Below are 21,515 nucleotides of genomic sequence, written 5' to 3'. Positions count from 1 at the left end.
TAAGTTAATTAATTAACACCAATACTTTATTAACTAAAAACAAGTTAATCATTCCGTAACAATCTCTTAATGTGCAAACCGAATTTTTAACGTTCACCTGCATTGCATAATAAGTAGGACTGGAATGACTCACACCAAAAAGATCGTGTCTGCCCTATCGCTGGCAGCGCTGCTTGTCTCATCAGCGGTTCGCGCTGAAGACGCACCAGAAAAAACTGACGTTCTGCTGATTGGCGGCGGCATCATGAGCGCCTCGCTCGGCACCTGGCTGCAAGAGCTGCAACCGGGCTGGAAACAGCTGATGGTTGAGAAGCTGGACGGCGTCGCGCTGGAATCGTCCAACGGCTGGAACAATGCCGGTACGGGTCACTCTGCTAACATGGAGCTGAACTACACGCCTGAGCGTGCAGACGGTTCAATCGACGTTAGCAAAGCGCTGGAAATTAACGAATCCTTCATGATTTCGCGCCAGTTCTGGACGTCGCAGGTGCAGCGCGGTGTGTTGCACGATCCGCACTCCTTCATTAACTCTACGCCGCACATGAGCTTCGTCTGGGGCGACAAAAACGTCGAGTACCTGACGAAGCGTTACGATGCGCTGCAGAAAACCACCCTGTTCCAGGGCATGAAATTCTCTACCGATCATCAGCAGATCCAGCAATGGGCGCCGCTGGTGATGGAAGGTCGTGACCCGAACCAGAAAGTTGCGGCAACCTGGACGCCAGTCGGCACCGATGTTAACTACGGTGAAATCACCCGTCAGCTGATCGGTAGCCTGAAGAAAGATCAGAACTTCAAGCTGGAAACCTCGTCAGAAGTCACTGATTTCAAGCGTAACGGCGATAACTCGTGGCACGTCACTATTAAAGATGTGAAGAGCGGCGATAAGCGTTCAGTTGATGCGAAATACGTGTTCATCGGTGCTGGCGGCGGCGCGATTAAGCTGCTGCAGAAAACCGGCATTCCGGAAGCAGATAACTACGGCGGCTTCCCGGTCGGCGGTTCGTTCCTGATGACCGAGAACCCAGAGATCGCTAATCGTCACCTGGAAAAAGTGTACGGTCAGGCTTCCGTAGGTGCGCCACCGATGTCGGTTCCACACATCGATTCACGTACCCTCGACGGTAAGAAAGTGGTGCTGTTTGGACCTTTCGCCACCTTCTCCACCAAGTACCTGAAAAACGGTTCGCTGTTCGATCTGCTGAGCGCGACCACCACCAGCAACATCATGCCGATGACGCATGTGGGCATCGACAACTTCGACCTGGTGAAATACCTGATTGGTCAGGTGATGCTGAATGACGACGACCGTTTTGCTGCGCTGAAAGAGTACTATCCGAACGCGCGTAAAGAGGACTGGAAACTGATTCAGGCAGGTCAACGTGTGCAGATCATCAAGAAAGATGCCGAAAAAGGTGGCTTGCTGAAACTGGGTACCGAAATCGTGACCGATCAGCAGAAAACCCTGGCGGCACTGTTGGGCGCGTCACCGGGCGCATCGACTGCTGCACCAATCACCCTCGACGTGATGAAAAAGCTGTTCCCAGAGCAGTTCGCTTCGCCAGAGTGGCAGCAGAAGATCCGCGCTATCGTGCCAAGCTTCGGTCAGAAGCTGAACGGCAACACCGCGCTGACGCAGCAAGTTTGGGACAACACCGCAGCGACGCTGCTGTTGACCAAGCCGCCGGTCATCAACATGGGTGATCAAACGGTTACGCCAACGCAGGCTAAGCCGCGTACCGAATCAGGCAAACAGGATATGGCGCTGTAATTCCCGCCAGAAGTGAATCAAGCCGGACACTGTCCGGCTTTTTTATTGTCTTTTGTCGGGGCCGAATTAATGGCGACCTCACGAATATTTTTACGACTTTTTATAATCGGTGTAGGCGTTTTGTAAAACCACATGGTCGGCAATATATTTGGCATCGTGCCATACGCCATAAATAAACGATGATGCGCGATTCACCAGATTGGGCAAGCCAAGGAAGTAAATACCCCGTTCGGCGGAAATACCGCGTTTATGGAACGGCGCACCATTGGCATCAAAGGCATCCACTTTCAACCAGCTAAAATCAAATTTAAAACCGGTGGCCCAGATAATGCTGGTAATCCCTGCGGCCTGTAGATCCAATTCTGATAATGGATTAATTAAACATTCTGGATCTGGCAATAATTCCCATGCTTGCGGCTCGGGCGGTAAGTCCAGGCCATTACGTTCAATATAGGCATCGGCATCACGCAGTACGTCGAAATACGCTTTGTCGCCTTCAGCAATATTGTCCATTATACCCTCAGCAAAGCTCAGCACGCCGTTATCCCAGGTTTTGGTGATCCCCACCAACATAATGCCCATGTGCGCCAGTCGGCGAAAATCGACCGTTTTGCCACCTTCATAACCACTCACGGCAAAAGCAACGTGCTGTTTCTTCGGCTTGATTTTGACTTCATCCCACAAGCCCAGCGCGCCCAGCCACCAGCAATAATCGCGGTCACGATAGGAACGTGGCGGACGATAATGTTCGCCGATGGAGAGCGTCACTTCACGGCCAGATTTACGCAACTCTTCCGCAATTTGTGAGCCTGAAGCACCAGCGCCCACCACCAGCACGCCGCCCTGCGGCAGCTGCTGCGGATTTTTATACGCCGATGAATGGATCTGATGCAGCGCAGCGCTTTCCGGCACGATCTGTGGAAAAGCGGGTTTCTGGAAAGGACCGGTAGCCGCCACCACATTGTCAGCTTCAAATTCACCGGCCGACGTCAGTATCTTAAAACCGCTACGTTCTGGTAGACGCTCAACCGAATGGACTTCCACGCCGGTGCGCACCGGCGCATCGAGCATTTTTACGTAGTCTTCGAAATATTGCGCCATCCGCTCTTTCGGTGGGAACGCTTCCTGGGAAATATTATCGAATTTCATTGAAGGAAAACGATCATGCCAGGCTGGGCCATTGGCCACTAATGAATCCCAACGTTCTGAACGCCAGCGTTCAGCAATACGGCTACGCTCTAACACCACATGTGGCACGCCCATTAACGACAGATGTTCACTCATCGCAATACCTGCCTGGCCCGCTCCGACCACCACGGTATTAATTTTTTCTACTGACATGTGAGATCCCTAAAGATGATCGACCCCGATCTTTTCATGGAAAAGAGTAATCAGGTGCCGGATGACTACTATTCAGATTAATAAATGCTGTGCTATTCAATCAGCACAGCATTCCGTGCGAATACATTAATGCCCTGCTTCGACGTTCAATATTCTCCCCAAGCCTAAAAACTTATTCGCGATAATTAACATCGTCGCAGTTACGGCAATATAAATAACCGACAGTGCAGCCAGCGTTGGGTCGGCAAATTCACGCACATAGTTGTACATTGCCACTGGTAAGGTCTGCGTCGCTTGCGTGGTAATAAACAGCGAAGCGGTAAATTCGTTGAAGGAGAGAATTGCGGCAAATAACCAACCGCCAAACAACCCCGGCAAAATCAACGGCACGGTTATGGTCCAGACCACGCGCAACGGCGAAGCGCCGAGGCTTGCAGCCGCCATTTCAATACGTTGCTCAAGGTTTTTCAGCGACACATACACGCTGCGCAGCACAAACGGCAGTACCAGCACAACATGGCAGAAGATCACCAGTGAATAACCGCGTCCAATGCCTAACTGCGAGACAAGCATCAGTAAGCCGAGGCCAATGGTGAAGTGCGGAATAAACAACGGTGACAACAGCACGCCTTCCAGTACCTGTTTACAGGGGAAAGTGTAACGTTCAATGGCAATCGCCAGCGTGGCGCCAATAATTACCGCCAACGTTGAGGCCCACGCCGTCACAATCAAACCTGAATAGAAGCCGTGGCGGAAGTCATCGTAGTTCACAGCACGCTCAAACCAACGCAGCGACAAGCCTTTCGGTGGGAAGAACAGCACCGAGGTGCTGCTGAAGGAAGAGATCAACACCACAATGGTTGGCAGCAACACGAACAACAAAATCGCAATCACCAGCGAGCGTCCCGCCAGGGTAATCAATTTGTCGTTGAGGGATCGGGTCATTTCAGTGGTCTCCCATCGCATGGAGGAAGCGGCTCATACGTTTCAGCGCCATCAACAGCAGAATGGTCAAAATCAAACCGGCAATGCTGAGCGCAGCGGCAAACGGAAAATTCATTGAAGAGAAGCCCAGTTGATACACCATGGTAGCCACGGTGCTGACGCGTCCGCCACCAATGAGTTGCGGCGTAGCGAAGGCGCTGAACGTCCAGGCAAACGCGGTGGTCAGGCTGGAAACGATACCGGGAATCGATAGCGGAATGGTCACCGTCAGCAAGGTGCGAATCGGCCCCGCCCCCAGACTGGTCGCGGCTTTCTCATAATCAGGATTGATGTGCGACAGCGCAGTCGCCAGCATCATCACCATGATTGGCATGGTCACATGCACCAGCGCGACTACCACGCCGGTTTGGGTAAACATAAACTGGATCGGCTTGTTTATCAGACCCATCGCCAGCAGCAAGCTATTGAGGAAGCCGCTATTACCCAGCACGATGATCCAAGAATATGTCCGTACCACTTCGCCGAGAAACAGCGGCGTAATGGCGATAATCAAGATGGTGGATTTGATCCAGGTGGTGCGCGTTCTCACCAGCGCATACGCCAGCGGATAACTCATCAGCAGCCCAAAAATCGCCGTTTTCGCACTGAGCATCACCGTGTTGATAAACGCATCGGCATAGATTTTCTTGAATAGACCGTTAAAGTTCGCCAGCGTGAATCCGCCTACATCAAGCGATCCTGGAATATAGGCCCGCACGCTAAACTGCATCACGGCAAACATGGCCACCACCAGCCCAAGCGCCGTGAACGTGGCGGGGATAATGAACCAGGGTAAGAATGTCGGTTTTTTCGTCATAGACGTTGCTGCCTGAATAAAGTGTTGCAACTCACCGGGCGGCCAATCGGCCGCCGCTATTTATCAATGTGACATGATGTTTTCAGAGAACCACTGACGCCACTCGGCGGTTTTCTCCGCGCGCAGTTGCGGATCGGTGTTGATGGTGGCATTCCACTGCTCAGGCGTGGTCAGCATGCCAGGCAGCTTCGCCAGTTCTGGATCGATATGCGCATTGGTCACCGTTGGGCTGCCGCGATAAATTTTCGCCACTTCCTGCTGGATTTCCGGTTTTAGCGCAATATTTATGAACTTGTAGGCCAGTTCCGCATGTTTGCTGCCTTTATTGATACCGACGGTATCGACGCCCAAAATCGCGCCCTCTTTTGGCACTGCCAGCTTAATGTTGACGCCTTCTGCAATCATGCTATAAGCGTTCATCGACAGCATCACCTGTACCGGCGTTTCACCTGTGGAGATCAGCTGCTGGCTGTTGGCATCATCGGTATAGAAGGATTTGATGTTCGGGATCAGCGCTTTCAGCCTGGACTGGCCTTGTTCCCAATGCGCTGCATCCGAGCCAGAAAGTTTGGCGGACACCGCGATGATATGGCTCGGATCCCAATCTGGCAGCGCAATCGAGCTCTTCAGCTCCGGACGCCACAAATCGTTCCAGCTGGTAAATTCTTCGCCCTTCGGCACTAAATCTGGACGATAGCCGATGGTGTAAACGTAGCCCCACACGCCAAGGTGATACGGGCTGACTTTGGCCTGCTGTACCAGATTCACTGCGTTAGGGATTTTGCTCATGTCGAGCTTTTCAAACAGGCCGCTATTGGCATACAGATAACCGACATGCGCGGTGGTAAAGGTGACGTCAGTTTCCGGCGAACCGCCCGCCAGCTTGGCTTTGTTCAAACGATCGATGGTGCCGCCGGTGACGAACTGCACTTCTACGCCGGTTTCTTTGGTGAACTCTTTGGCGATAGTTTGATCAATCAGATCCTTAAAGCTGCCACCCCAGGTGCTGACAATCAGCTTATCTGCGGCCACTGCATTCCCTGCGCTCAATACACACGTGGTCAATAACGTTAAGGCACCCATCTTACGCAACATATTCTTGTCCCCAATGAATGAAATGGCTGTTGTCGCTGCTTTGCACCACCGTCTGGTCCATCGCGTCGCAATGCTCTAAAACAGTGCGAAGGCGGCTCTCGGGTGTTGAAGCGATAATGCCGTTGCGGTGAGATTGGGTAAAACAGCATTTCCCTCGCTGTTGCATCAGAATTTCTGAGGCTAAAAAAGCGGCCTGCTTAACAAGGATTTTCTGAAGCAGGAGTGAGGCAGACGCGAATGGTCGCTGGCGCAAGGACAGGTGATTATGCTGTGAGTCGGAATTTGGCATGAGAAATGCTTGAGTTGAATCGACCTTATTAGAATGACTGACGCGACATGAGCGTGTCAGCGATCTCAGGAGAACCTGCATGCTCAGTCGCATCACCCAGCGTCAGCTGGAATATTTTGTCGCTTCCGGTGAAGCGGGCAGCATTATTGGCGCCTCGGAGCGTATTCACGTCTCCTCTCCGTCGATTTCCGCCGCCATCACCCACATTGAGTCTGAGCTTGGCGTGCAGCTGTTTGTGCGTCACCATGCCCAGGGCGTTTCACTCACCGCAATCGGCCACCAGGTATTAAAAGAGGCCAAACTGATCCTCGAACAGATGTCGAACCTTTACACCATTGCATCGGAATCAATGAACAACGTACGCGGCCCGCTGCGTGTTGGTTGCCTCGATACGTTAGCGCCAATGTTGACGCCGGAATTGGTGTTTGGCTTTGGCCGCGCCTTTCCCGGCGTGCGTATCTCGCTGGTGGAAGGCAATCATGAGTTGCTGCTAAAACAGCTGCGCTCAGCGGATATCGATATCGCCCTCACCTATGATTTGGTTCCCGCCAGCGATGTGACTTTCCAGTCGCTGGCGCAACTGCCGCCCTATGTAATGGTGGGTGAGCATCATCCGTTCGCCACACAATCCGCGGTTTCGATGCAGGATCTGGCTGCAGCGCCGATGGTGCTGCTGGATATGCCGTGGAGTCGTGAATATTTTCTTGGCTTGTTCAGCGAAGCCGGGGTGACGCCAAATGTAGTGATGCGATCCAGTAGTATGGAAACGGTGCGCGCGATGGTGGCCAACGGTGTCGGCTTCGGTATCGCTAACGTACGACCTAAAGCGCATTTGTCGCAGGATGGTAAACGCTTGATTCGCGTGCGGTTGGCGGGGGTTAACAAGGCGATGCAGTTGGGTTATGCCACCATGGCGCAGGTACAGCAATCCAGGGTGGTGAGCGCTTTTGCCGAGCGTTGCCGCATGTTTATTTCCGACCAATATATTCCCGGCATGGCGGCACCGAGTTATTTCGATCCGCAAGTGGTGCGAGTGGCGTGAGATCCCTGGTCGCCATGAATGGCGACCAGCGGTTAATACCCCTGCTGCGGGAAGACCTGATGCAATACCGCTTCGCCGCGTGCGGCGCGCTGGATATTCGCGGCGACCTGCGGTGCCGCGCTGGCCGGAATGGCAACCGAAGCCAGATGCGGCGTGATCAATACATTATCCATACCCCACAGCGCATCTTCGGGCGGCAACGGTTCGCGGTCAAACACATCCAGCGTCGCCTCGGCGATCTGTCCACGCTGCAACGCCTGCATTAACGCCGCCTGATCAACAATCGCTCCGCGCGACACATTGATAAACGCGCAGCCGTGCGGTAACCGTGCCAGTCGTTCAGCACTCAGTAAGCCTTGGGTTTGCGGCGTGAGCGGCAGCATCACTACCAAAATATCGCTGCTGGCGAGGAAAGCATCCAACGCGTCAATTCCGCTGCTACAGGTAATGCCATCGATGGTTTTCTGCGATCGTGACCAGCCGCGCACATCCAATCCCTGGCGCGCCAGCTCCTGCGCGGCGTGCGCGCCCAATTCACCCAATCCCAGCACGCCAACGCGCACGGTTTCCGGCGAACGCGGATGCAGGTAATGCCAGCGTCGTTCACGTTGTGCCCGCTCAAAAGCCGGAATGTCACGCACATAACGCAGCACGGCAAACAGCACGAAGCTGGCCATCATCCGCGCCATATGCGGATCAGACAAACGAACAATGGGGATATCCGGTAAATCATCGCGCCCGACCAGCGAATCAACGCCCGCACCCAGATTTATAAGCAGTTTCAGGTTGCGATAAGGGGCGAAAAAACCGTGCGGCGGCTTCCACACCAACGCGAAATGCACCTCATCATCGTTTTGCACCTCTTCCGCCCGACAAAGCGTTACGCCCGGCAGATGCAGTGCGAGCAACGCTGACCACTGTTCAAAACTGTCGAACTCGCTGTAAAAGACCAAAATACTCATGCCGCATTCGCCTTGATCAACTCAACTACCGCATCAATTGCCAGTTCGTAACCGATCACGCCCAAGCCGGCAATCACGCCGGTGGCGGCTTTTGATACCAGCGAATGATGGCGGAACGGCTCGCGTTTCCAGATGTTACTCATGTGCGCTTCGATGATCGGGCCATCAAACATCAGCAATGCATCGAGAATCGGCACCGAACTGTAGGTTAAACCGGCGGCGTTAATGATCAATCCGGCAGCCTGCTGACGCGCTTCCTGAATCCAGTCAACCAGCACGCCTTCGTGATTGCTTTGGCGAAATTGCAGTGTGATGTTGTGTGATGCTGCCCGGCGCTGGCAGCGTTCATCAATGCTGGCAAAGCTTTCGCTGCCGTAAGTGCCGTTCTTGTCCATGCCGTACAGATTAGCGTTCGGGCCGTTAAGAAAAAAAATCTGCTGTGTCATCTGAGCTCCTGAGTCACTGTGCCGTTGTCGCCCGAAAGGGTGACCAAATGACGATTAATGGCGATCAATGCGGGCGCGTGGCGGCCATCGCGGGATGGGCATCGAACAGGGCGAACCACGCGGCAGTCAGCGGATGGTTTGCCCGCCAGTTAAGAACATCGAAGCGGAAATCGAGATAACCGAGCGCGCAGCCGATGGCAATCAAACCCACGTCATCAGGCTGCGTACTAAAAGCCGCAACCTGACACTCAATTTCCCGTAGCGCGGCATGGACTTTTTTCAGCTGAGCATCGGCCCAGCCTTGCCACTGCTTTTCCAATGGGCGGGCACTGAACTCGTAACGCGCCAGCAAGGCGGCATCGATCAAACCGTCGCCCAATGCCTGGCGCGACAAACTCAACCAGCGCGCATCACCCTGTGACGGGATTAAGTCGCCCTTTGCGCGGGCATTGAGGTATTCGCATATCACGCGGCTGTCGTACAGACATGCCCCTTGTTCGGTTCGCAGTGCGGGCACTTTGGCTAACGGATTAACGAGGGCGATGCGCTCATCACGTTCAACCGGATGCGCCGCCGAATCCAGAAGCTCAATCTCATTCGTGAGCCCAAGACAATGCGCAGTCACCATCACTTTGCGCACATAGGCAGAGGTGGTGGCGTAAAACAGTTGCATCATGCCAACGCTCCCTGCTGATCCACGCGCAGCAACACTTTGCCAATGTTGGCGTTGGCCTCGAGGATTCGATGTGCATCCGCCGCCTGCGCCAGCGGCAAAATTTGATGCAGCGTGGGTTTGATTTTGCCTGCTACGATCAGCGGCAGCAGATGTTTGCGGATGCACACCGCCAGGCGCGCCTTTTCAGCAGCGCTTTTGGGGCGCAGCGTGGAAGAGGTCAAACTCAGTCCTTTACGCATCACCAATTGCAGATCGAGCTCGATCTTCGCGCCCTGCATAAATGACAAGCTCACATGACGTCCGCCTTGCGCTAATACGCTAAGATTGCGCGCCACGTAATCACCACCCACGTTATCCAGCACCACATCCACGCCTTGCCCTGCGGTTTCCGCTGCAATCACCGCGACAAAATCCTCTTTATGGCGATCGATGGCGCGCCAGACGCCAAGCTGTTGCAGCGCCGCAGTTTTGTTGGCACCGCCTGCGGTGGCCACCACACGTGCACCACAGGCGTGCGCACATTGGATGGCAAAGGTGCCAACGCCGCTGGCGGCACCGTGAATCAGTACGGTTTCACCGGGGGCTAAACGGCCCAGCTCAAACAGGTTGTGCCACACAGTAAATGCCGCTTCGGGGATGCCCGCTGCATGCGCCAACGGCAGATTATCGGGCACCGGCAAACACAACTCAGCGCGCGCCACGCAATAGTCGGCATAACCGCCACCGTTCAGCAGCGCCATTACCGCGTCGCCGGTGGTGAAACCACTAACCCCTGCACCTAACGCCACCACGTTACCTGCTACTTCCAGACCGAATACATCTGAGCTGCCCGGTGGGATTGGCATGCCGTTACGCTGCATAATGTCAGGACGATTAACGCCCGCGCTGGCGACGCGAATCAATACTTCACCCGCCGCAGGTTGTGGCACGGTACGTTCTACCACCGTTAACACCTCTGCGCCGCCCGGCTGGCGGGCAATTACCGCGTTCATCATTTCAGGCACCATCGGATTTTATCCTTGCTTAGCGGCGGTAAAGGCGCACACGCCTTCATCATCAAAGGTGATGCCCACTACGCTACCCACTGGCCAGCGGGTTAGGGATTCCAGACCCGACTGGCGCGCAAACAGCGAGGCGCTGCCGAGGGCTGGCACATCAAGATGCACATCAACGTGATCGCCCTGAAACACATGGGTGATCACCGTGGCGCTCAGGAAACAATGCGAAGAGAGCGGCCCCAATTGAATGTTTTCCGGACGCACGTACACATCGAGTCGCTCGCCAACGCTCGCCTGCACGCGTTCTGCCGGCAGACGCAGCGCGTTGCCGCCCAGCTCAAGCACCGCAGCGTGATCGCGCCCGGCATAACGTCCAGGCAAGATGTTGACGTCACCGACAAAGCCCGCCACAAAAGGATCGCGCGGCTGGCGATAGATTTCATCCGGTGTACCGATTTGGCGCACATGCCCCGCTGACATCACCACCACACGATCGCTCATGCTAAGCGCTTCGCCCTGATCGTGGGTGACAAACACCGTGGTGACGCCTAACTTGCGCTGGATGGCTTTCAGTTCGACCTGCATCGATAAACGCAGATTCTTGTCCAGCGCGGAAAATGGCTCATCCAGCAACAAGACTTTTGGACGGATCACCAGCGCACGCGCCAGTGCCACACGCTGCTGTTGTCCGCCGGAGAGTTCACGCGGTTTGCGATGGCCGTAACCCGCCAGTTTGACCAACGCTAATGCTTGCTCAACGCGCTCCGCGATTTCGGCCTTTGGCACCCCGCGCATACGCAGGCCATAACCCACATTTTTCTCCACCGTCATATGCGGAAACAGCGCGTAGTTCTGGAACACAATGCCGATTTCACGCTGGTAAGGGGGGATTTCCGTGACCAATTCGCCATCAATAAAAATCTCGCCGCCATCAGCTTCAGCAAAACCGGCCATCAAATTGAGCAACGTGGTTTTTCCGCAGCCCGAGGGGCCAAGCAGGGTAATAAATTCCCCTTCCTCAATAGTCAGGGAAATTTTGTGCAGCGCGATAGCGTCGCCAAACTTTTTAAGCACACCATCTAATTGTACGGCGATGTTGCTGCTTTTCACTGCGGGGTGCGGCATATCGGGCTGTGGGAATCGGGTGATTTCTGCACTAACCATGAACTCTCCAAAGCAATTGGTGTGACGTTGTCACAGTAATTATTGACTCATCCATGCGGCTAAGCGCTGCAACATGGCGTCACAGGCATCCAACTGAGCGATGCTGATGAATTCGTCGGGTTTATGACCTTGCGCCATGCTGCCAGGCCCACAAATGACGCTGGGAATACCGGCCTGGTGGAACAAGCCGCCTTCGGTGCCAAAGGCTACCGTACTGAAGTCGCTGGATTGAGTGAGATAGGCGATCAATCGCGCAGCGTCACTTTGGGCATCGGTTAATAACCCGGGGTAGCCACTGATAGGATAAAAACGGATCGCGCTGTCCACTGCGACTGCCTGCATACGCGGCACCAGCTCTGATTGCGCGAAGGTCTCGATCTCAGCGGCAACGGCTTGCGCGTCATGCTGGGGCAAGGTGCGCACTTCAAAATCAAAGACGCATTCAGCGGGCACGATGTTCAATACGGTGCCGCCACGAATAATGCCGGTTTGCACCGTCGTAAAAGGGGGATCGAAACGTGTGTCATGTTGTTCAGCCTGCGCCAGGCGCTCGCCGATCGCCGTTAATTGGTGAACTAGCTGCGCAGCATATTCGATGGCATTGACACCCTGCGGCGCATAGGCAGAATGGCAAGCCGCGCCCTTCACTTCGCAGCGCACACCCAGTTTTCCCTTATGACCGAGCACCGGTAGCAATTCGGTGGGTTCACCAATCAGGCAGATTGACGGCTTTTCCGGGCGCTGCAACAGCGCCTCCAGCAAGGTGCGCACGCCCAGGCAGCCGACCTCTTCGTCATAGGAGATTGCCAGATGCAGCGGCTGCTTTAGCGGCTGTGCCAGAAAATGGGGCACTGCCGCCAGCATGCAGGCGATGTAACCTTTCATATCGGCGGTGCCGCGCCCGTATAACTTGCCGTCACGTTCGGTGAGCGCGAACGGTGGCACGCTCCAGTTTTGTCCCTCCACCGGCACCACATCGCTGTGGCCAGAGAGCATCACGCCGCCATCGCCAGCGGGTCCAAGACGTGCATACAAATTGGCTTTACTGCGTTCCGCGTTGTGAATTAGCTCACCGCTTACACCCAAATCATTCAGGTAACGCCAGACGAAATCGATCAATGCCAGGTTGGATTCACGGCTGGTGGTGTCAAACGCCACCAGCTTTTCAAGCAGTTGTCGGCTGGTAAACATGGAAACTCCTACTCGTCGCCCGGCACGCCATAACGGGGTGCCTGCGTTGGATCAATGGCGCGCGTCACGTAATCGTTCATTTGCGGTTGATAAGCCAGCCACAACTGGACGAGTTCGCTAATTGGATCGCCATCCGTCCAGTCAACACGCAGATCGACAATCGGCCACACCTGATCATCAACGATCGACAAGGCAGAAGAGTGCACAGGCCCCGCTTCCCCGCCCGCCTGCATGCCCGCTTGCAGCGCCGCTATTAAGCGCTCGGCTAAATGACCGGAATGCTGTACGAAGGCGCTTACCATCGCCGGAATTACCTCAGGATTAGCCAGCAGATTGCCCGCCGCAACACAGTGATGACCGGTTTGCGCGTTATGAATGCCCAGTGTTTTGTCGCCGCTAAAGCAGGCCGTTTGGCCATCGGCGGCTAACACCGTCACCTGGCGATAAGAGGAAGAGTCGTCGCTGGCGAGTCCGGCTTTAAGCGCGGCTTCTGCGCTGTCGCCTTGTTGCAGGCGATCAAGAATGCGCGGGCCTAGCGCGGGTAAGGTAATGTTCTGGGTTGATACTGCGCCCACTGCCGCGCGTAGCCATGGGCAACGTGCGCCCACCGCAATGCTGGATGAGCTAATGGCAATGCCGATTTGACCGGTTGCGTCGCAGCGTCCCACAATGGATAACGTCATCGTCTCGCGCCTCTTATTCCGCTTGCCAGTCGTCAGGAATAACCGCGATCACATCGATTTCCATCAACCATTGCGGCTGACCTAAACCGGAAATCACCAAACCGGTGGAGATCGGAAACACACCTTTCAGCCACTTGCCGACCACCTGATACACCGGCTCGCGATAGCGGGGATCAATGATGTAAGTGGTGGTTTTGACGATGTGCGATAAATCGCTGCCCGCTTCTTCCAGTAGCTGTTTAACGTTTTTCATCGCCTGTTCGGCTTGCGCGGCGGGATCGCCTAATCCTACCAGGTTGCCCGCAAAGTCGGTGCCAATCTGCCCACGAACATACACGGTATTGCCTGCGCGCACCGCCTGACAGAGATCGTTATCCAGTGCCTGATTGGGATAGGTTTCTTTGGTGTTGAATTTACGGATGCGAGTATGGGTGGTCATGCTGGCCTGCTCTGCGAAAAAAGGGTTTCGCAAGGTATACCCTCCCACGCCTGGCAGCGAAAACAGCATTAACCGAGGTGTTGCTTTGAAAAATCCGAAGGAGCTAACGGTGATGATTTTTAGCATTAAATTGTGAACATCATCACCTGCCGACTAACCGGCGTTTACCGGACGTGCGTTCTGAGGTATACCACCCTGCTTATTCCCCTAACTCTCAGATAAGGATATAAAAATGTTTGCAAAGCAGTATGAGGTGGATGAAAAGCATATCGATTTTCAGGGCGTGGTCGATGGCCTTTATTATCCGTTTTATATGGAGTGGACGCGCCACGCTTACATGCGTGAGGCTTTAGGTATCGATATTGAAGAAGAGTTTAAACAGGGCAAAATTTACATGGTGCTGGAGTATTCCCTGCGCTTTCGTAAGAGCCTGGTGAAAGGTGACAAGGTGGAAGTGACCTGCGTGCTGGCAAAGAATGAGAAGCGTAATCGCGTTAATTTTGTGCAACAGATTCTGGTGAATGGTGTGGTGTATGCCGATGCCACTTTTGTTGCCACCTGCCTGCAGAATGGACGCCCTTCCATGCCAGATGCGGTGGTGAGCGCGTTAGCGGAAGCGTAAGGCGGTTTTGGTCATGGTCGCCATGATAGCGGGCGTTTGACCAGGAGAATGATTAGCTCCCGCACCGGATGGCGGTGCGGGGGGAACCCGTTTTCCCTTCAGCCTGTTAATAGAGAAATAAATTTCCACATAACATCAGTGACTAAATGAGTGGAATCAGAAACCCCAATTTTTCATCACTGAGGGTGATGCGGTCCCGGCCCAACTGATTCACGCATAATTAATTCTCCGGCAAAGGTTTTGTCATTGCGCATTTCGCCGCCATCCAGCATGGAAATTAGGCGTTCAATGGTTTCCTGAATCATCTCGGTTACCGGCATTTTCACGCTGGATAACGCCGGAATGGTAAACGGCGCTAGCGGGATGTCATCGAAACCGATCACTGCCACTTGTGCAGGCACCGCAATCTGCGCGGCCGCCAGCGCTTTGAGCGCGCCCACCGCCATATCATCGTTACTGGCCACCAGCGCCGTGAAATTTCTGCCCTGCTTCAGTAACTGTTGCACCGCTGTCATGCCGTTTTGCGCCTGCCATTTTCCTTCGACCACCAGCGCATCTTCAACGGCAATGCCATGTTTGGTCAGCGCCGCGTGGTAGCCCGCCAGACGTTCGCGGCCGGTCGGCGAATCCAGTGAACCGGTGATAAAGGCGATGTCGCGATGGCCCAGCGCAATCAGTTGCTCCACCGCTGCGCTGCTACTGCGCTGTTGATCCGAGTAAATGCAGTAACTGTCGTGCTGACGCAGACGGCGGTTGATCACCAGAATCGGGTGTTTATGCTGCGCAATGATGCTGTCCATTTCATCGGTGGTGAGAAAACGCGGATAGATAATCACGCCATCGCAGCGCAAATCGAGCAGAAACTGAATGGCCGCGCGTTCCTCTTCGGCGCTGTGTTTGCCATCCACCAGCAGCAGCTGACGTCCCTGCTGTTCCATCAGGCGCGCGGAGTGCTGCATAAGCTCGCTGAAGTAGCTGCCAGTGTACAAGGTGTTGGTGATCACCAGCCCAATCGTCTGGCTGGATTTGGTCGCCAGATTGCGCGCCAGCAAGTTAGGGCGGAAATCGGTAGCGGCAATCGCCTGATACACCTTCTCGCGTTTTTCCTGGCTGACATAGCCATTACCAGACAGCACACGCGACACGGTCGCTTTCGATACGCCTGCTACTTTTGCCACCTCGATTATCGTCGCCATGTTTCACTCTTTTTCCATGCTCATCGCAGCAGTGTACCTAAGCCACGAAATAGGCGGCAATTTTTCTGCCATTACCGCATAGCCGTCCAGTTAGTCAAAGCGATCAACTTCACACTTTCAACTATCGGATTTTAAATCTCTTGCCTGAATTCCATCACATCTTCATGATTTTGTGAAACCGGTTTCTCATGATTAAAAATCACACAGAAAACCGCTGCACCTCTACCAAATAATCAGAGATCAAAAATCCATGGCTAAAAATTATGCGGATGTCTCGCGCGCCATCGTGGCTGCACTCGGCGGCCTGAACAATATCGAAGCGGTGACGCACTGCATGACGCGCCTGCGTTTCGTGGTGAAAGATAGCGCAAACATTGATAACGCCACGCTGAAAGCCATTCCCGGCGTGATGGGCGTGGTGCACACCGACACGCAATGTCAGGTGATCATTGGTAACAACGTGAACCTCGCCTATCAGGAAGTATTGAAGCTCGGTACGCCGAACAGCGATGGCGCGGCGCCAGTGAAACGCAGAATCACCCTGCGCAGCATCGGTGCCGGCATTCTGGATGCGCTGGTGGGCACCATGTCGCCGCTAATCCCGGCGATTATTGGTGGCTCGATGGTGAAGTTACTGGCGATGGTGCTGGAGATGAGCGGCGTGCTGGAGAAAGGCTCTTCCACACTGATCATCCTCAACGTGATTGGTGACGGCGCGTTCTTCTTCCTGCCGATTATGGTGGCCGCCTCAGCCGCACTGAAATTCAAAACCAACATGTCGCTGGCGATTGCCATCGCGGGCGTGCTGGTGCATCCCAACTTTGTCGATTTGATGGCGAAAGCCGCGCAAGGCCAGTCAGTGGAATTTGCCTACATTCCGGTGACGGCGGTAAAGTACACCTACACGGTTATTCCGGCGCTGGTGATGACGTGGATTCTGTCGCACATCGAATACTGGGTTGATCGCATCACGCCTGCGGTTACCAAGAACTTCCTCAAGCCGATGCTGATTGTGCTGGTGGCCGCACCGATTGCCATTGTGCTGATTGGACCGCTCGGCATCTGGATTGGTAGCGGCATTTCCGCGCTGGTCTACACCATTCACGGCTATCTTGGCTGGTTGTCGGTGGCGATTATGGGCGCGCTGTGGCCGCTGCTGGTGATGACCGGGATGCATCGCGTATTTACCCCCACCATCATTCAAACCATCGCCGAAACCGGCAAAGAAGGCATGGTAATGCCGTCGGAAATTGGGGCCAACCTGTCGCTGGGCGGTTCTTCGCTGGCGGTGGCATTCAAAACCAAGAACCCTGAACTGCGTCAAACCGCTTTTGCGGCGGCGGCATCGGCGATTGTCGCGGGCATTTCTGAACCGGCGCTGTATGGCGTGGCGGTCAGGTTGAAACGTCCGCTGATCGCCAGCCTGATCAGCGGCTTTATCTGCGGCGCAGTGGCCGGGATTGGGGGACTTGCCAGCCATTCAATGGCCTCACCAGGCTTGTTCACCAGCGTACAGTTTTTCGATCCCACCAATCCGATGAGCATCGTGTGGGTCGCTGGCGTGATGGTGCTGTCGGTGGTGCTCTCCTTCATTCTGACGTTGATTCTCGGCTTTGAAGATATCCCGGTCACCGAGCCCGCACAGCCAAAGCCGGTGACGGATGATGCCAAACCCGCCAACGTTAATTTATCCAAGGTGTAAATGAGGTTTTTATGTCTGAAGTGACATTTCCAGAGGGATTTTTGTGGGGCGGCGCATTAGCCGCTAATCAGTCAGAGGGGAGCTATCTGGCGGGTGGTAAAGGTTTAACCACGGTGGATATGATCCCCCACGGCGCGCATCGCATGCCGGTAAAGTTGGGCCAGGAAAAGCGTTTCGAACTGCGCAGCGATGAGTATTACCCAAGCCATGACGCCATCGATTTTTACCGTCGCTATAAAGACGATATCGCGCTGATGGCAGAAATGGGTTTTACCGTGTTTCGTACCTCGATTGCCTGGAGCCGTATTTATCCGCAAGGCGATGAATTGACGCCAAACGCGGAAGGCATCGCGTTCTATCGCAGCCTGTTTGAAGAGTGCCAGAAATATGGCATCACGCCGCTGGTGACGCTGTGCCACTTCGATGTGCCGATGCATTTGGTGACCGAATACGGTTCGTGGCGCAATCGCAAAATGATCGAATTTTTCAGCCGCTACGCGCGTACCTGCTTTGAAGAATTCAACGGTCTGGTGAAGTATTGGCTGACCTTTAACGAGATCAATATCCTGCTGCACAGCCCGTTTTCTGGCGCAGGTTTGGTGTTTAAACCGGGCGAAAACCCGGAGCAGGTGAAGTATCAGGCGGCGCATCACGAGCTGGTGGCAAGCGCGCTGGTGACCAAAATCGCCCATGAAATTAACCCGCAAAACCAGGTCGGCTGCATGCTGGCGGGCGGCAACTTCTATCCGTGGTCATGTAAGCCGGAGGATGTATGGGCCGCGCTGGAGAAGGATCGCGAAAACCTGTTCTTTATCGATGTGCAGGCGCGCGGCGCTTATCCTTCGTATGCCGCGCGGGTGTTCCGCGAGAAAGGCGTAGAGATTGCGATGGAAGCGGAAGATGCCGCTACGCTGCGTCACACCGTTGATTTCGTCTCCTTCAGCTATTACGCCTCACGCTGCGCCTCGGCAGAGATGAACGAACAAAACAGCAGCGCCGCCAACGTGGTGAAATCGCTGACCAATCCGCATGTCAAACGCAGCGATTGGGGCTGGGGCATCGATCCACTCGGTCTGCGTATCACCATGAACATGATGTATGACCGCTACCAGAAGCCGCTGTTTCTGGTGGAAAACGGCCTCGGCGCGCACGATGAAATCAATGCCGACGGCGAGATTAACGACGATTACCGCATCAGCTATCTGAAAGAGCATATTCAGGCGATGGGCGAAGCGATTGCCGATGGTATTCCGCTGATCGGTTATACCACGTGGGGCTGCATCGATTTGGTGGCGGCCTCGACCGGCGAAATGAGTAAGCGCTACGGGTTTGTTTATGTCGATCGTGATGACAAAGGCAACGGCAGCCTGGAACGCATCCGCAAAAAATCATTCTGGTGGTACAAGCAAGTGATCGCCAGCAACGGGCGGAATCTGGAGGCGCTGTAAATAAGTGGTCGCCATGAATGGCGTAATGCTTGTCAGTTAAAAAGCATTTTTAGTTCTGGTGCGGGCGCTGACACGTCTGCGCCTCTGGCAAATGTGCGGTTTTCAACAACACGCATTGAAGGTTCGGAGCAGGCCGGGGGCACTTTTGGGCCGGCAATCCGCAGCGCTGAACGAAGCGAGGAAGCCAGCAGAGCCCGCAGGACGCGGGCGAAAGGCGGAGCCGGGACAGGGAAGTCCCGTCTCCGCCGGTGCGTCAGGCAGACGAGCGAAGTGAAGGTACCGCGCTAGCGGCGCGAGGACCGCCGGACCAAAAGTGACCCAGGCCTGTGCTCTCGCCGCTAACATTGCTGACGACTCTAAGTGGCTGCCTGACGCTGCAAAACTTCCCTTTGACGCGGCGTGGCGGCTGGCCACGCTTGTTGCGGGAACAGATAGAGCCGAATACTGAACAGATGGAACAGCGGCGTCAGCACCCTTTCGTCGTGCTTCGCCAGTTGTTCCAGCTTCAGCAACAGTAAATCCAGCTCATCCTGCAAATCCGCATGCGGCGGGGTTTGCAGTGACTTCAGGCGGCGTTTAAGAAACAGCGCCAGCTCATGAAACATCTGTCCACTATCCAGATGATATTGCTGCAGCAGCTCTTTGTGGCGCGCGTAATAATCAAAGCTATTCACGCCCAGCCACACTTCCTTGAGCAACATGCCGGCTGAACGCATATCGGGATGCGGATCGAGCCGTAAGCGCGGCAACACCACATTCACTTTATCCAGCATCAGGCTGATAAAACGTTGCCGTCCCAGCAGTGACGAACCGTTTCGTTCGGTCTCTTTAATAAAGCGCAATAGCTCGCGCAGACCTTGTCGCACGGCGCGGCGCGCGGTCCATGATGGGCGTTTGTTACGCATGATGGCGGTGATGATTACCGCAAACATCACGCCCGCCATGGTGGCAATCGCGTTATTGATTAGCAGCACCAAATCAGGTTTTAAATGGTGGCCGAGGCCGATAAAGCCGGGGATCTGAATCGCTACGCTCAGGCCTATCATGTTGGTCGAGGGCCGCGCGATCATCAGCGCCAGAATCATCAGTCCGGGTGCAAGACAAATCATCAGCGCCTCAAACGAAGTGGCTTGCGGCAGCAGCAGCGCCACATAAATTACGCTGATAATGATCGCCACGATTACGCCACGTACAAACAGCTTCATTGAAGTTAGCGGCGTATCCTGGCTGGCGAGCAATGAGCAGAGAATCGCCGCCATCACCGGTGCCGATGCGCCATCACGCCAGCCCGATCCCATCCACAGCAAGCAGGAACCGAAGGTGGCACAGAACGCGGTTAGCGCCGAAAGCCGAATTAACCCTTTATCAAAAAAGCGGTGCGTGCGTTTGCCGCGCGCCAGTGTGGTGTCGCCCGACAGGTCGCTCACCAATCCACCAACGCTTTGATAGGCCCCGGCAATACGGACAAAATCCGCCAGCCGTTCCATTAATCCGGTAAAAAGCAGCCAGTTTTCAGTAGGCAATTCGCCGTTTTGCCAGGCGAGGTTAAGTTCAGCCTGACAAGCGCTTAACGTCTGCTGCATGCCGCTGGTTTCCCCTACCGCTTCACCATCGTTGAGCCATTGTAGAAACAGCTGAAAGGTTTGCGCCACGTTTTCCGGAAAGGCGATTTGCAGTATCGAGAGCCGCTGCAGGCGCATCTCGATAGCCGTGAGAGTCGGGATCAAATAGGAGAGATGTTGATACTGCACGCTAACCAGGCGAATCAGTCTCCGCGCGGCGTCACCTTCATAAACGCAGTGGGTGATCAGCACTTCCACCTGCTGCGGATGCGTTGCCATGCGGATCAGAATATCGTCACGCTCGGGCGAACTGTCGCTGGGAATGCCGGAAAGCAAATCGCTGCACAGTTTGCGCGCGTTGAGATACCAGTGGCTGACACTCTGCTCCAGCAGACTGCGCATCGATACCGGAAACAACAGCGCATGCACAAGGCTGCTGCAGACGATGCCGAGCGTGATCTCTTCAATACGCGAAATCACCGTGCTGGTGATCGACAGCGGCGTGGTGACTTCCGGAAAACCCATGATCGCCGCGCTGTAACCGGCCAGCATAAACACGTAACTCTTCGGCGTGCGGTCGTGCAGTGACAGATAGAGGCAAACGCTGACCCATAACGAAATGCAGAAACAGAACAGCAGCGGATGCTGAACGGTCGGCGGAAAGATAAAGAAGACGAATACGCCGCCCAATAGTGTCCCCAGCAGACGGAACACCGATTTGGAAATGGTTGAGGCGGAATAGAGCTGTGATGCGAGCAATACCGTGGTCACCGCCCACGCCGGTTTATCCAGATTCAGTTCGAGTGCGAAATAGAGTGCCAGAAAGGCGGCCAGACAGGTTTTTACAGCAAAAAAAACGGCGTTTTTTGAAAACCACTGCATGACACGGTGACCAGGATGTACTGAATGTTGCGTATCCTGCCAGAATGTGAAAAAGCCTCACCTCGATAAATATGTCGAATTATTTCGTAATCGAAAACCATGTTCATCGCGCGGTTTGCACGTGGCGCAGATGCGTAAGCACGGCTAATGAAAATCCACGTTAAAGATGCGGTTTTGTCGCTAATTTATCCGGCATCAGCGATTT

The 21,515-nt window shown here is 54.6% G+C and carries 20 protein-coding genes; 5 read left to right on the top strand and 15 right to left on the bottom strand.

The genetic code is table 11. From position 1 onward, the window contains the following. The first annotated feature begins 124 nt into the window (after positions 1 to 124). On the top strand, positions 125 to 1,771 hold the full coding sequence (mqo, locus tag K5Y30_RS19525) for a malate dehydrogenase (quinone) (protein ID WP_222212969.1): 1,647 nt from the start codon (positions 125 to 127) through the stop codon (positions 1,769 to 1,771). Between the two features lie 90 nt (positions 1,772 to 1,861). Here mqo and K5Y30_RS19520 read toward each other — a convergent pair whose 3' ends face one another. The 5 genes from K5Y30_RS19520 to K5Y30_RS19500 form a co-directional block, all read right to left on the bottom strand. Further along, positions 1,862 to 3,112, bottom strand: a complete 1,251-nt coding sequence (locus K5Y30_RS19520) for an NAD(P)/FAD-dependent oxidoreductase (protein WP_222212967.1) — start codon at positions 3,110 to 3,112, stop codon at positions 1,862 to 1,864. A 126-nt stretch (positions 3,113 to 3,238) separates the two neighbouring features. Next, on the bottom strand, positions 3,239 to 4,057 hold the full coding sequence (locus tag K5Y30_RS19515; RefSeq protein ID WP_192413065.1) for an ABC transporter permease: 819 nt from the start codon (positions 4,055 to 4,057) through the stop codon (positions 3,239 to 3,241). 1 nt (position 4,058) lies between these two features. Continuing rightward, positions 4,059 to 4,913 carry an ABC transporter permease gene (locus K5Y30_RS19510; RefSeq protein WP_101761544.1) on the bottom strand — a complete coding sequence of 285 codons (855 nt, stop codon included), beginning with the start codon at positions 4,911 to 4,913 and terminating at the stop codon, positions 4,059 to 4,061. Positions 4,914 to 4,976: 63 nt separating this feature from the next. Continuing rightward, positions 4,977 to 6,008: a polyamine ABC transporter substrate-binding protein gene (locus K5Y30_RS19505; protein WP_192413067.1), complete on the bottom strand. Its 1,032-nt coding sequence runs from the start codon at positions 6,006 to 6,008 to the stop codon at positions 4,977 to 4,979. Next, on the bottom strand, positions 5,998 to 6,297 hold the full coding sequence (locus K5Y30_RS19500; protein ID WP_137387343.1) for a hypothetical protein: 300 nt from the start codon (positions 6,295 to 6,297) through the stop codon (positions 5,998 to 6,000). Before K5Y30_RS19500 ends, K5Y30_RS19505 begins: the two co-directional genes overlap by 11 nt. Before the next feature lie 79 nt (positions 6,298 to 6,376). Here K5Y30_RS19500 and K5Y30_RS19495 point away from each other — a divergent pair, with 79 nt between their 5' ends. Then, entirely contained in the window at positions 6,377 to 7,339 is a 963-nt protein-coding gene (locus tag K5Y30_RS19495) for a LysR substrate-binding domain-containing protein (RefSeq protein ID WP_101761546.1), read from the top strand. A 32-nt stretch (positions 7,340 to 7,371) separates the two neighbouring features. Here the strand turns inward: K5Y30_RS19495 and K5Y30_RS19490 are convergent, their stop codons facing one another. The 8 genes from K5Y30_RS19490 to K5Y30_RS19455 all read right to left on the bottom strand — a co-directional run bounded on the left by K5Y30_RS19490 (position 7,372) and on the right by K5Y30_RS19455 (position 13,898). Next, a complete protein-coding gene (locus K5Y30_RS19490; protein WP_222212965.1) occupies positions 7,372 to 8,301 on the bottom strand; it encodes a glyoxylate/hydroxypyruvate reductase A in 930 nt (309 codons plus the stop codon). Continuing rightward, entirely contained in the window at positions 8,298 to 8,747 is a 450-nt protein-coding gene (locus tag K5Y30_RS19485; RefSeq protein WP_137387340.1) for a type II 3-dehydroquinate dehydratase, read from the bottom strand. The genes K5Y30_RS19490 and K5Y30_RS19485 overlap by 4 nt, the downstream gene beginning before the upstream one ends. Before the next feature lie 64 nt (positions 8,748 to 8,811). Further along, positions 8,812 to 9,423 (bottom strand): glutathione S-transferase family protein, encoded by a 612-nt coding sequence (locus tag K5Y30_RS19480; protein ID WP_222212963.1) that lies wholly within the window; start codon positions 9,421 to 9,423, stop codon positions 8,812 to 8,814. Further along, positions 9,420 to 10,418, bottom strand: a complete 999-nt coding sequence (locus tag K5Y30_RS19475; RefSeq protein ID WP_255606726.1) for an NAD(P)H-quinone oxidoreductase — start codon at positions 10,416 to 10,418, stop codon at positions 9,420 to 9,422. The genes K5Y30_RS19480 and K5Y30_RS19475 overlap by 4 nt, the downstream gene beginning before the upstream one ends. An 18-nt stretch (positions 10,419 to 10,436) precedes the next feature. Further along, positions 10,437 to 11,585: an ABC transporter ATP-binding protein gene (locus K5Y30_RS19470; protein ID WP_222212960.1), complete on the bottom strand. Its 1,149-nt coding sequence runs from the start codon at positions 11,583 to 11,585 to the stop codon at positions 10,437 to 10,439. A 39-nt stretch (positions 11,586 to 11,624) separates the two neighbouring features. Further along, complete coding sequence (gene argE / locus K5Y30_RS19465) at positions 11,625 to 12,776, bottom strand: acetylornithine deacetylase (RefSeq protein ID WP_222212958.1); 1,152 nt, start codon at positions 12,774 to 12,776, stop codon at positions 11,625 to 11,627. Between the two features lie 8 nt (positions 12,777 to 12,784). Next, positions 12,785 to 13,459: a DUF1028 domain-containing protein gene (locus K5Y30_RS19460; RefSeq protein ID WP_222212956.1), complete on the bottom strand. Its 675-nt coding sequence runs from the start codon at positions 13,457 to 13,459 to the stop codon at positions 12,785 to 12,787. A gap of 13 nt (positions 13,460 to 13,472) precedes the next feature. After that, on the bottom strand, positions 13,473 to 13,898 hold the full coding sequence (locus K5Y30_RS19455; protein ID WP_008106850.1) for a RidA family protein: 426 nt from the start codon (positions 13,896 to 13,898) through the stop codon (positions 13,473 to 13,475). 232 nt (positions 13,899 to 14,130) lie between these two features. Here K5Y30_RS19455 and K5Y30_RS19450 point away from each other — a divergent pair, with 232 nt between their 5' ends. Next, entirely contained in the window at positions 14,131 to 14,520 is a 390-nt protein-coding gene (locus K5Y30_RS19450) for a thioesterase family protein (protein ID WP_222212955.1), read from the top strand. Between the two features lie 176 nt (positions 14,521 to 14,696). On the opposite strand, the gene K5Y30_RS19445 is transcribed toward K5Y30_RS19450, so the two are convergent. Then, entirely contained in the window at positions 14,697 to 15,716 is a 1,020-nt protein-coding gene (locus K5Y30_RS19445; RefSeq protein WP_192234760.1) for a LacI family DNA-binding transcriptional regulator, read from the bottom strand. A 250-nt stretch (positions 15,717 to 15,966) separates the two neighbouring features. Here K5Y30_RS19445 and ascF point away from each other — a divergent pair, with 250 nt between their 5' ends. After that, positions 15,967 to 17,418 carry a PTS cellobiose/arbutin/salicin transporter subunit IIBC gene (gene ascF, locus K5Y30_RS19440; protein ID WP_222212954.1) on the top strand — a complete coding sequence of 484 codons (1,452 nt, stop codon included), beginning with the start codon at positions 15,967 to 15,969 and terminating at the stop codon, positions 17,416 to 17,418. An 11-nt stretch (positions 17,419 to 17,429) separates the two neighbouring features. Beyond that, positions 17,430 to 18,866 (top strand): 6-phospho-beta-glucosidase, encoded by a 1,437-nt coding sequence (locus tag K5Y30_RS19435; protein WP_222212952.1) that lies wholly within the window; start codon positions 17,430 to 17,432, stop codon positions 18,864 to 18,866. 356 nt (positions 18,867 to 19,222) lie between these two features. On the opposite strand, the gene K5Y30_RS19430 is transcribed toward K5Y30_RS19435, so the two are convergent. Beyond that, the gene (locus K5Y30_RS19430; protein WP_222212950.1) at positions 19,223 to 21,310 is read right to left on the bottom strand and encodes an FUSC family protein; all 2,088 of its coding nucleotides are present in this window, start codon (positions 21,308 to 21,310) and stop codon (positions 19,223 to 19,225) included. Between the last annotated feature and the right edge of the window lie 205 nt (positions 21,311 to 21,515).

This window comes from Pantoea sp. DY-5, assembly GCF_019795955.1.
In the GTDB taxonomy this organism is placed as follows: domain Bacteria; phylum Pseudomonadota; class Gammaproteobacteria; order Enterobacterales; family Enterobacteriaceae; genus Pantoea; species Pantoea leporis.
Note: the sequence above shows the minus strand (reverse complement) of the source record. Positions and strands in the feature narration are given on the sequence as shown.

Bases quoted from the DNA above. Each gene is read 5' to 3' on its own strand.
- K5Y30_RS19515 (WP_192413065.1), bottom strand. From the start codon at position 4,057: ATGACCCGATCCCTCAACGACAAATTGATTACCCTGGCGGGACGCTCG.
- K5Y30_RS19435 (WP_222212952.1), top strand. From the start codon at position 17,430: ATGTCTGAAGTGACATTTCCAGAGGGATTTTTGTGGGGCGGCGCATTA.
- K5Y30_RS19520 (WP_222212967.1), bottom strand. From the start codon at position 3,112: ATGTCAGTAGAAAAAATTAATACCGTGGTGGTCGGAGCGGGCCAGGCA.
- ascF (WP_222212954.1), top strand. From the start codon at position 15,967: ATGGCTAAAAATTATGCGGATGTCTCGCGCGCCATCGTGGCTGCACTC.
- K5Y30_RS19475 (WP_255606726.1), bottom strand. From the start codon at position 10,418: ATGATGAACGCGGTAATTGCCCGCCAGCCGGGCGGCGCAGAGGTGTTA.
- K5Y30_RS19510 (WP_101761544.1), bottom strand. From the start codon at position 4,913: ATGACGAAAAAACCGACATTCTTACCCTGGTTCATTATCCCCGCCACG.
- K5Y30_RS19445 (WP_192234760.1), bottom strand. From the start codon at position 15,716: ATGGCGACGATAATCGAGGTGGCAAAAGTAGCAGGCGTATCGAAAGCG.
- K5Y30_RS19460 (WP_222212956.1), bottom strand. From the start codon at position 13,459: ATGACGTTATCCATTGTGGGACGCTGCGACGCAACCGGTCAAATCGGC.
- K5Y30_RS19505 (WP_192413067.1), bottom strand. From the start codon at position 6,008: ATGTTGCGTAAGATGGGTGCCTTAACGTTATTGACCACGTGTGTATTG.
- argE (WP_222212958.1), bottom strand. From the start codon at position 12,776: ATGTTTACCAGCCGACAACTGCTTGAAAAGCTGGTGGCGTTTGACACC.
- K5Y30_RS19450 (WP_222212955.1), top strand. From the start codon at position 14,131: ATGTTTGCAAAGCAGTATGAGGTGGATGAAAAGCATATCGATTTTCAG.
- K5Y30_RS19480 (WP_222212963.1), bottom strand. From the start codon at position 9,423: ATGATGCAACTGTTTTACGCCACCACCTCTGCCTATGTGCGCAAAGTG.
- mqo (WP_222212969.1), top strand. From the start codon at position 125: ATGACTCACACCAAAAAGATCGTGTCTGCCCTATCGCTGGCAGCGCTG.
- K5Y30_RS19500 (WP_137387343.1), bottom strand. From the start codon at position 6,297: ATGCCAAATTCCGACTCACAGCATAATCACCTGTCCTTGCGCCAGCGA.
- K5Y30_RS19430 (WP_222212950.1), bottom strand. From the start codon at position 21,310: ATGCAGTGGTTTTCAAAAAACGCCGTTTTTTTTGCTGTAAAAACCTGT.
- K5Y30_RS19455 (WP_008106850.1), bottom strand. From the start codon at position 13,898: ATGACCACCCATACTCGCATCCGTAAATTCAACACCAAAGAAACCTAT.
- K5Y30_RS19490 (WP_222212965.1), bottom strand. From the start codon at position 8,301: ATGAGTATTTTGGTCTTTTACAGCGAGTTCGACAGTTTTGAACAGTGG.
- K5Y30_RS19470 (WP_222212960.1), bottom strand. From the start codon at position 11,585: ATGGTTAGTGCAGAAATCACCCGATTCCCACAGCCCGATATGCCGCAC.
- K5Y30_RS19485 (WP_137387340.1), bottom strand. From the start codon at position 8,747: ATGACACAGCAGATTTTTTTTCTTAACGGCCCGAACGCTAATCTGTAC.
- K5Y30_RS19495 (WP_101761546.1), top strand. From the start codon at position 6,377: ATGCTCAGTCGCATCACCCAGCGTCAGCTGGAATATTTTGTCGCTTCC.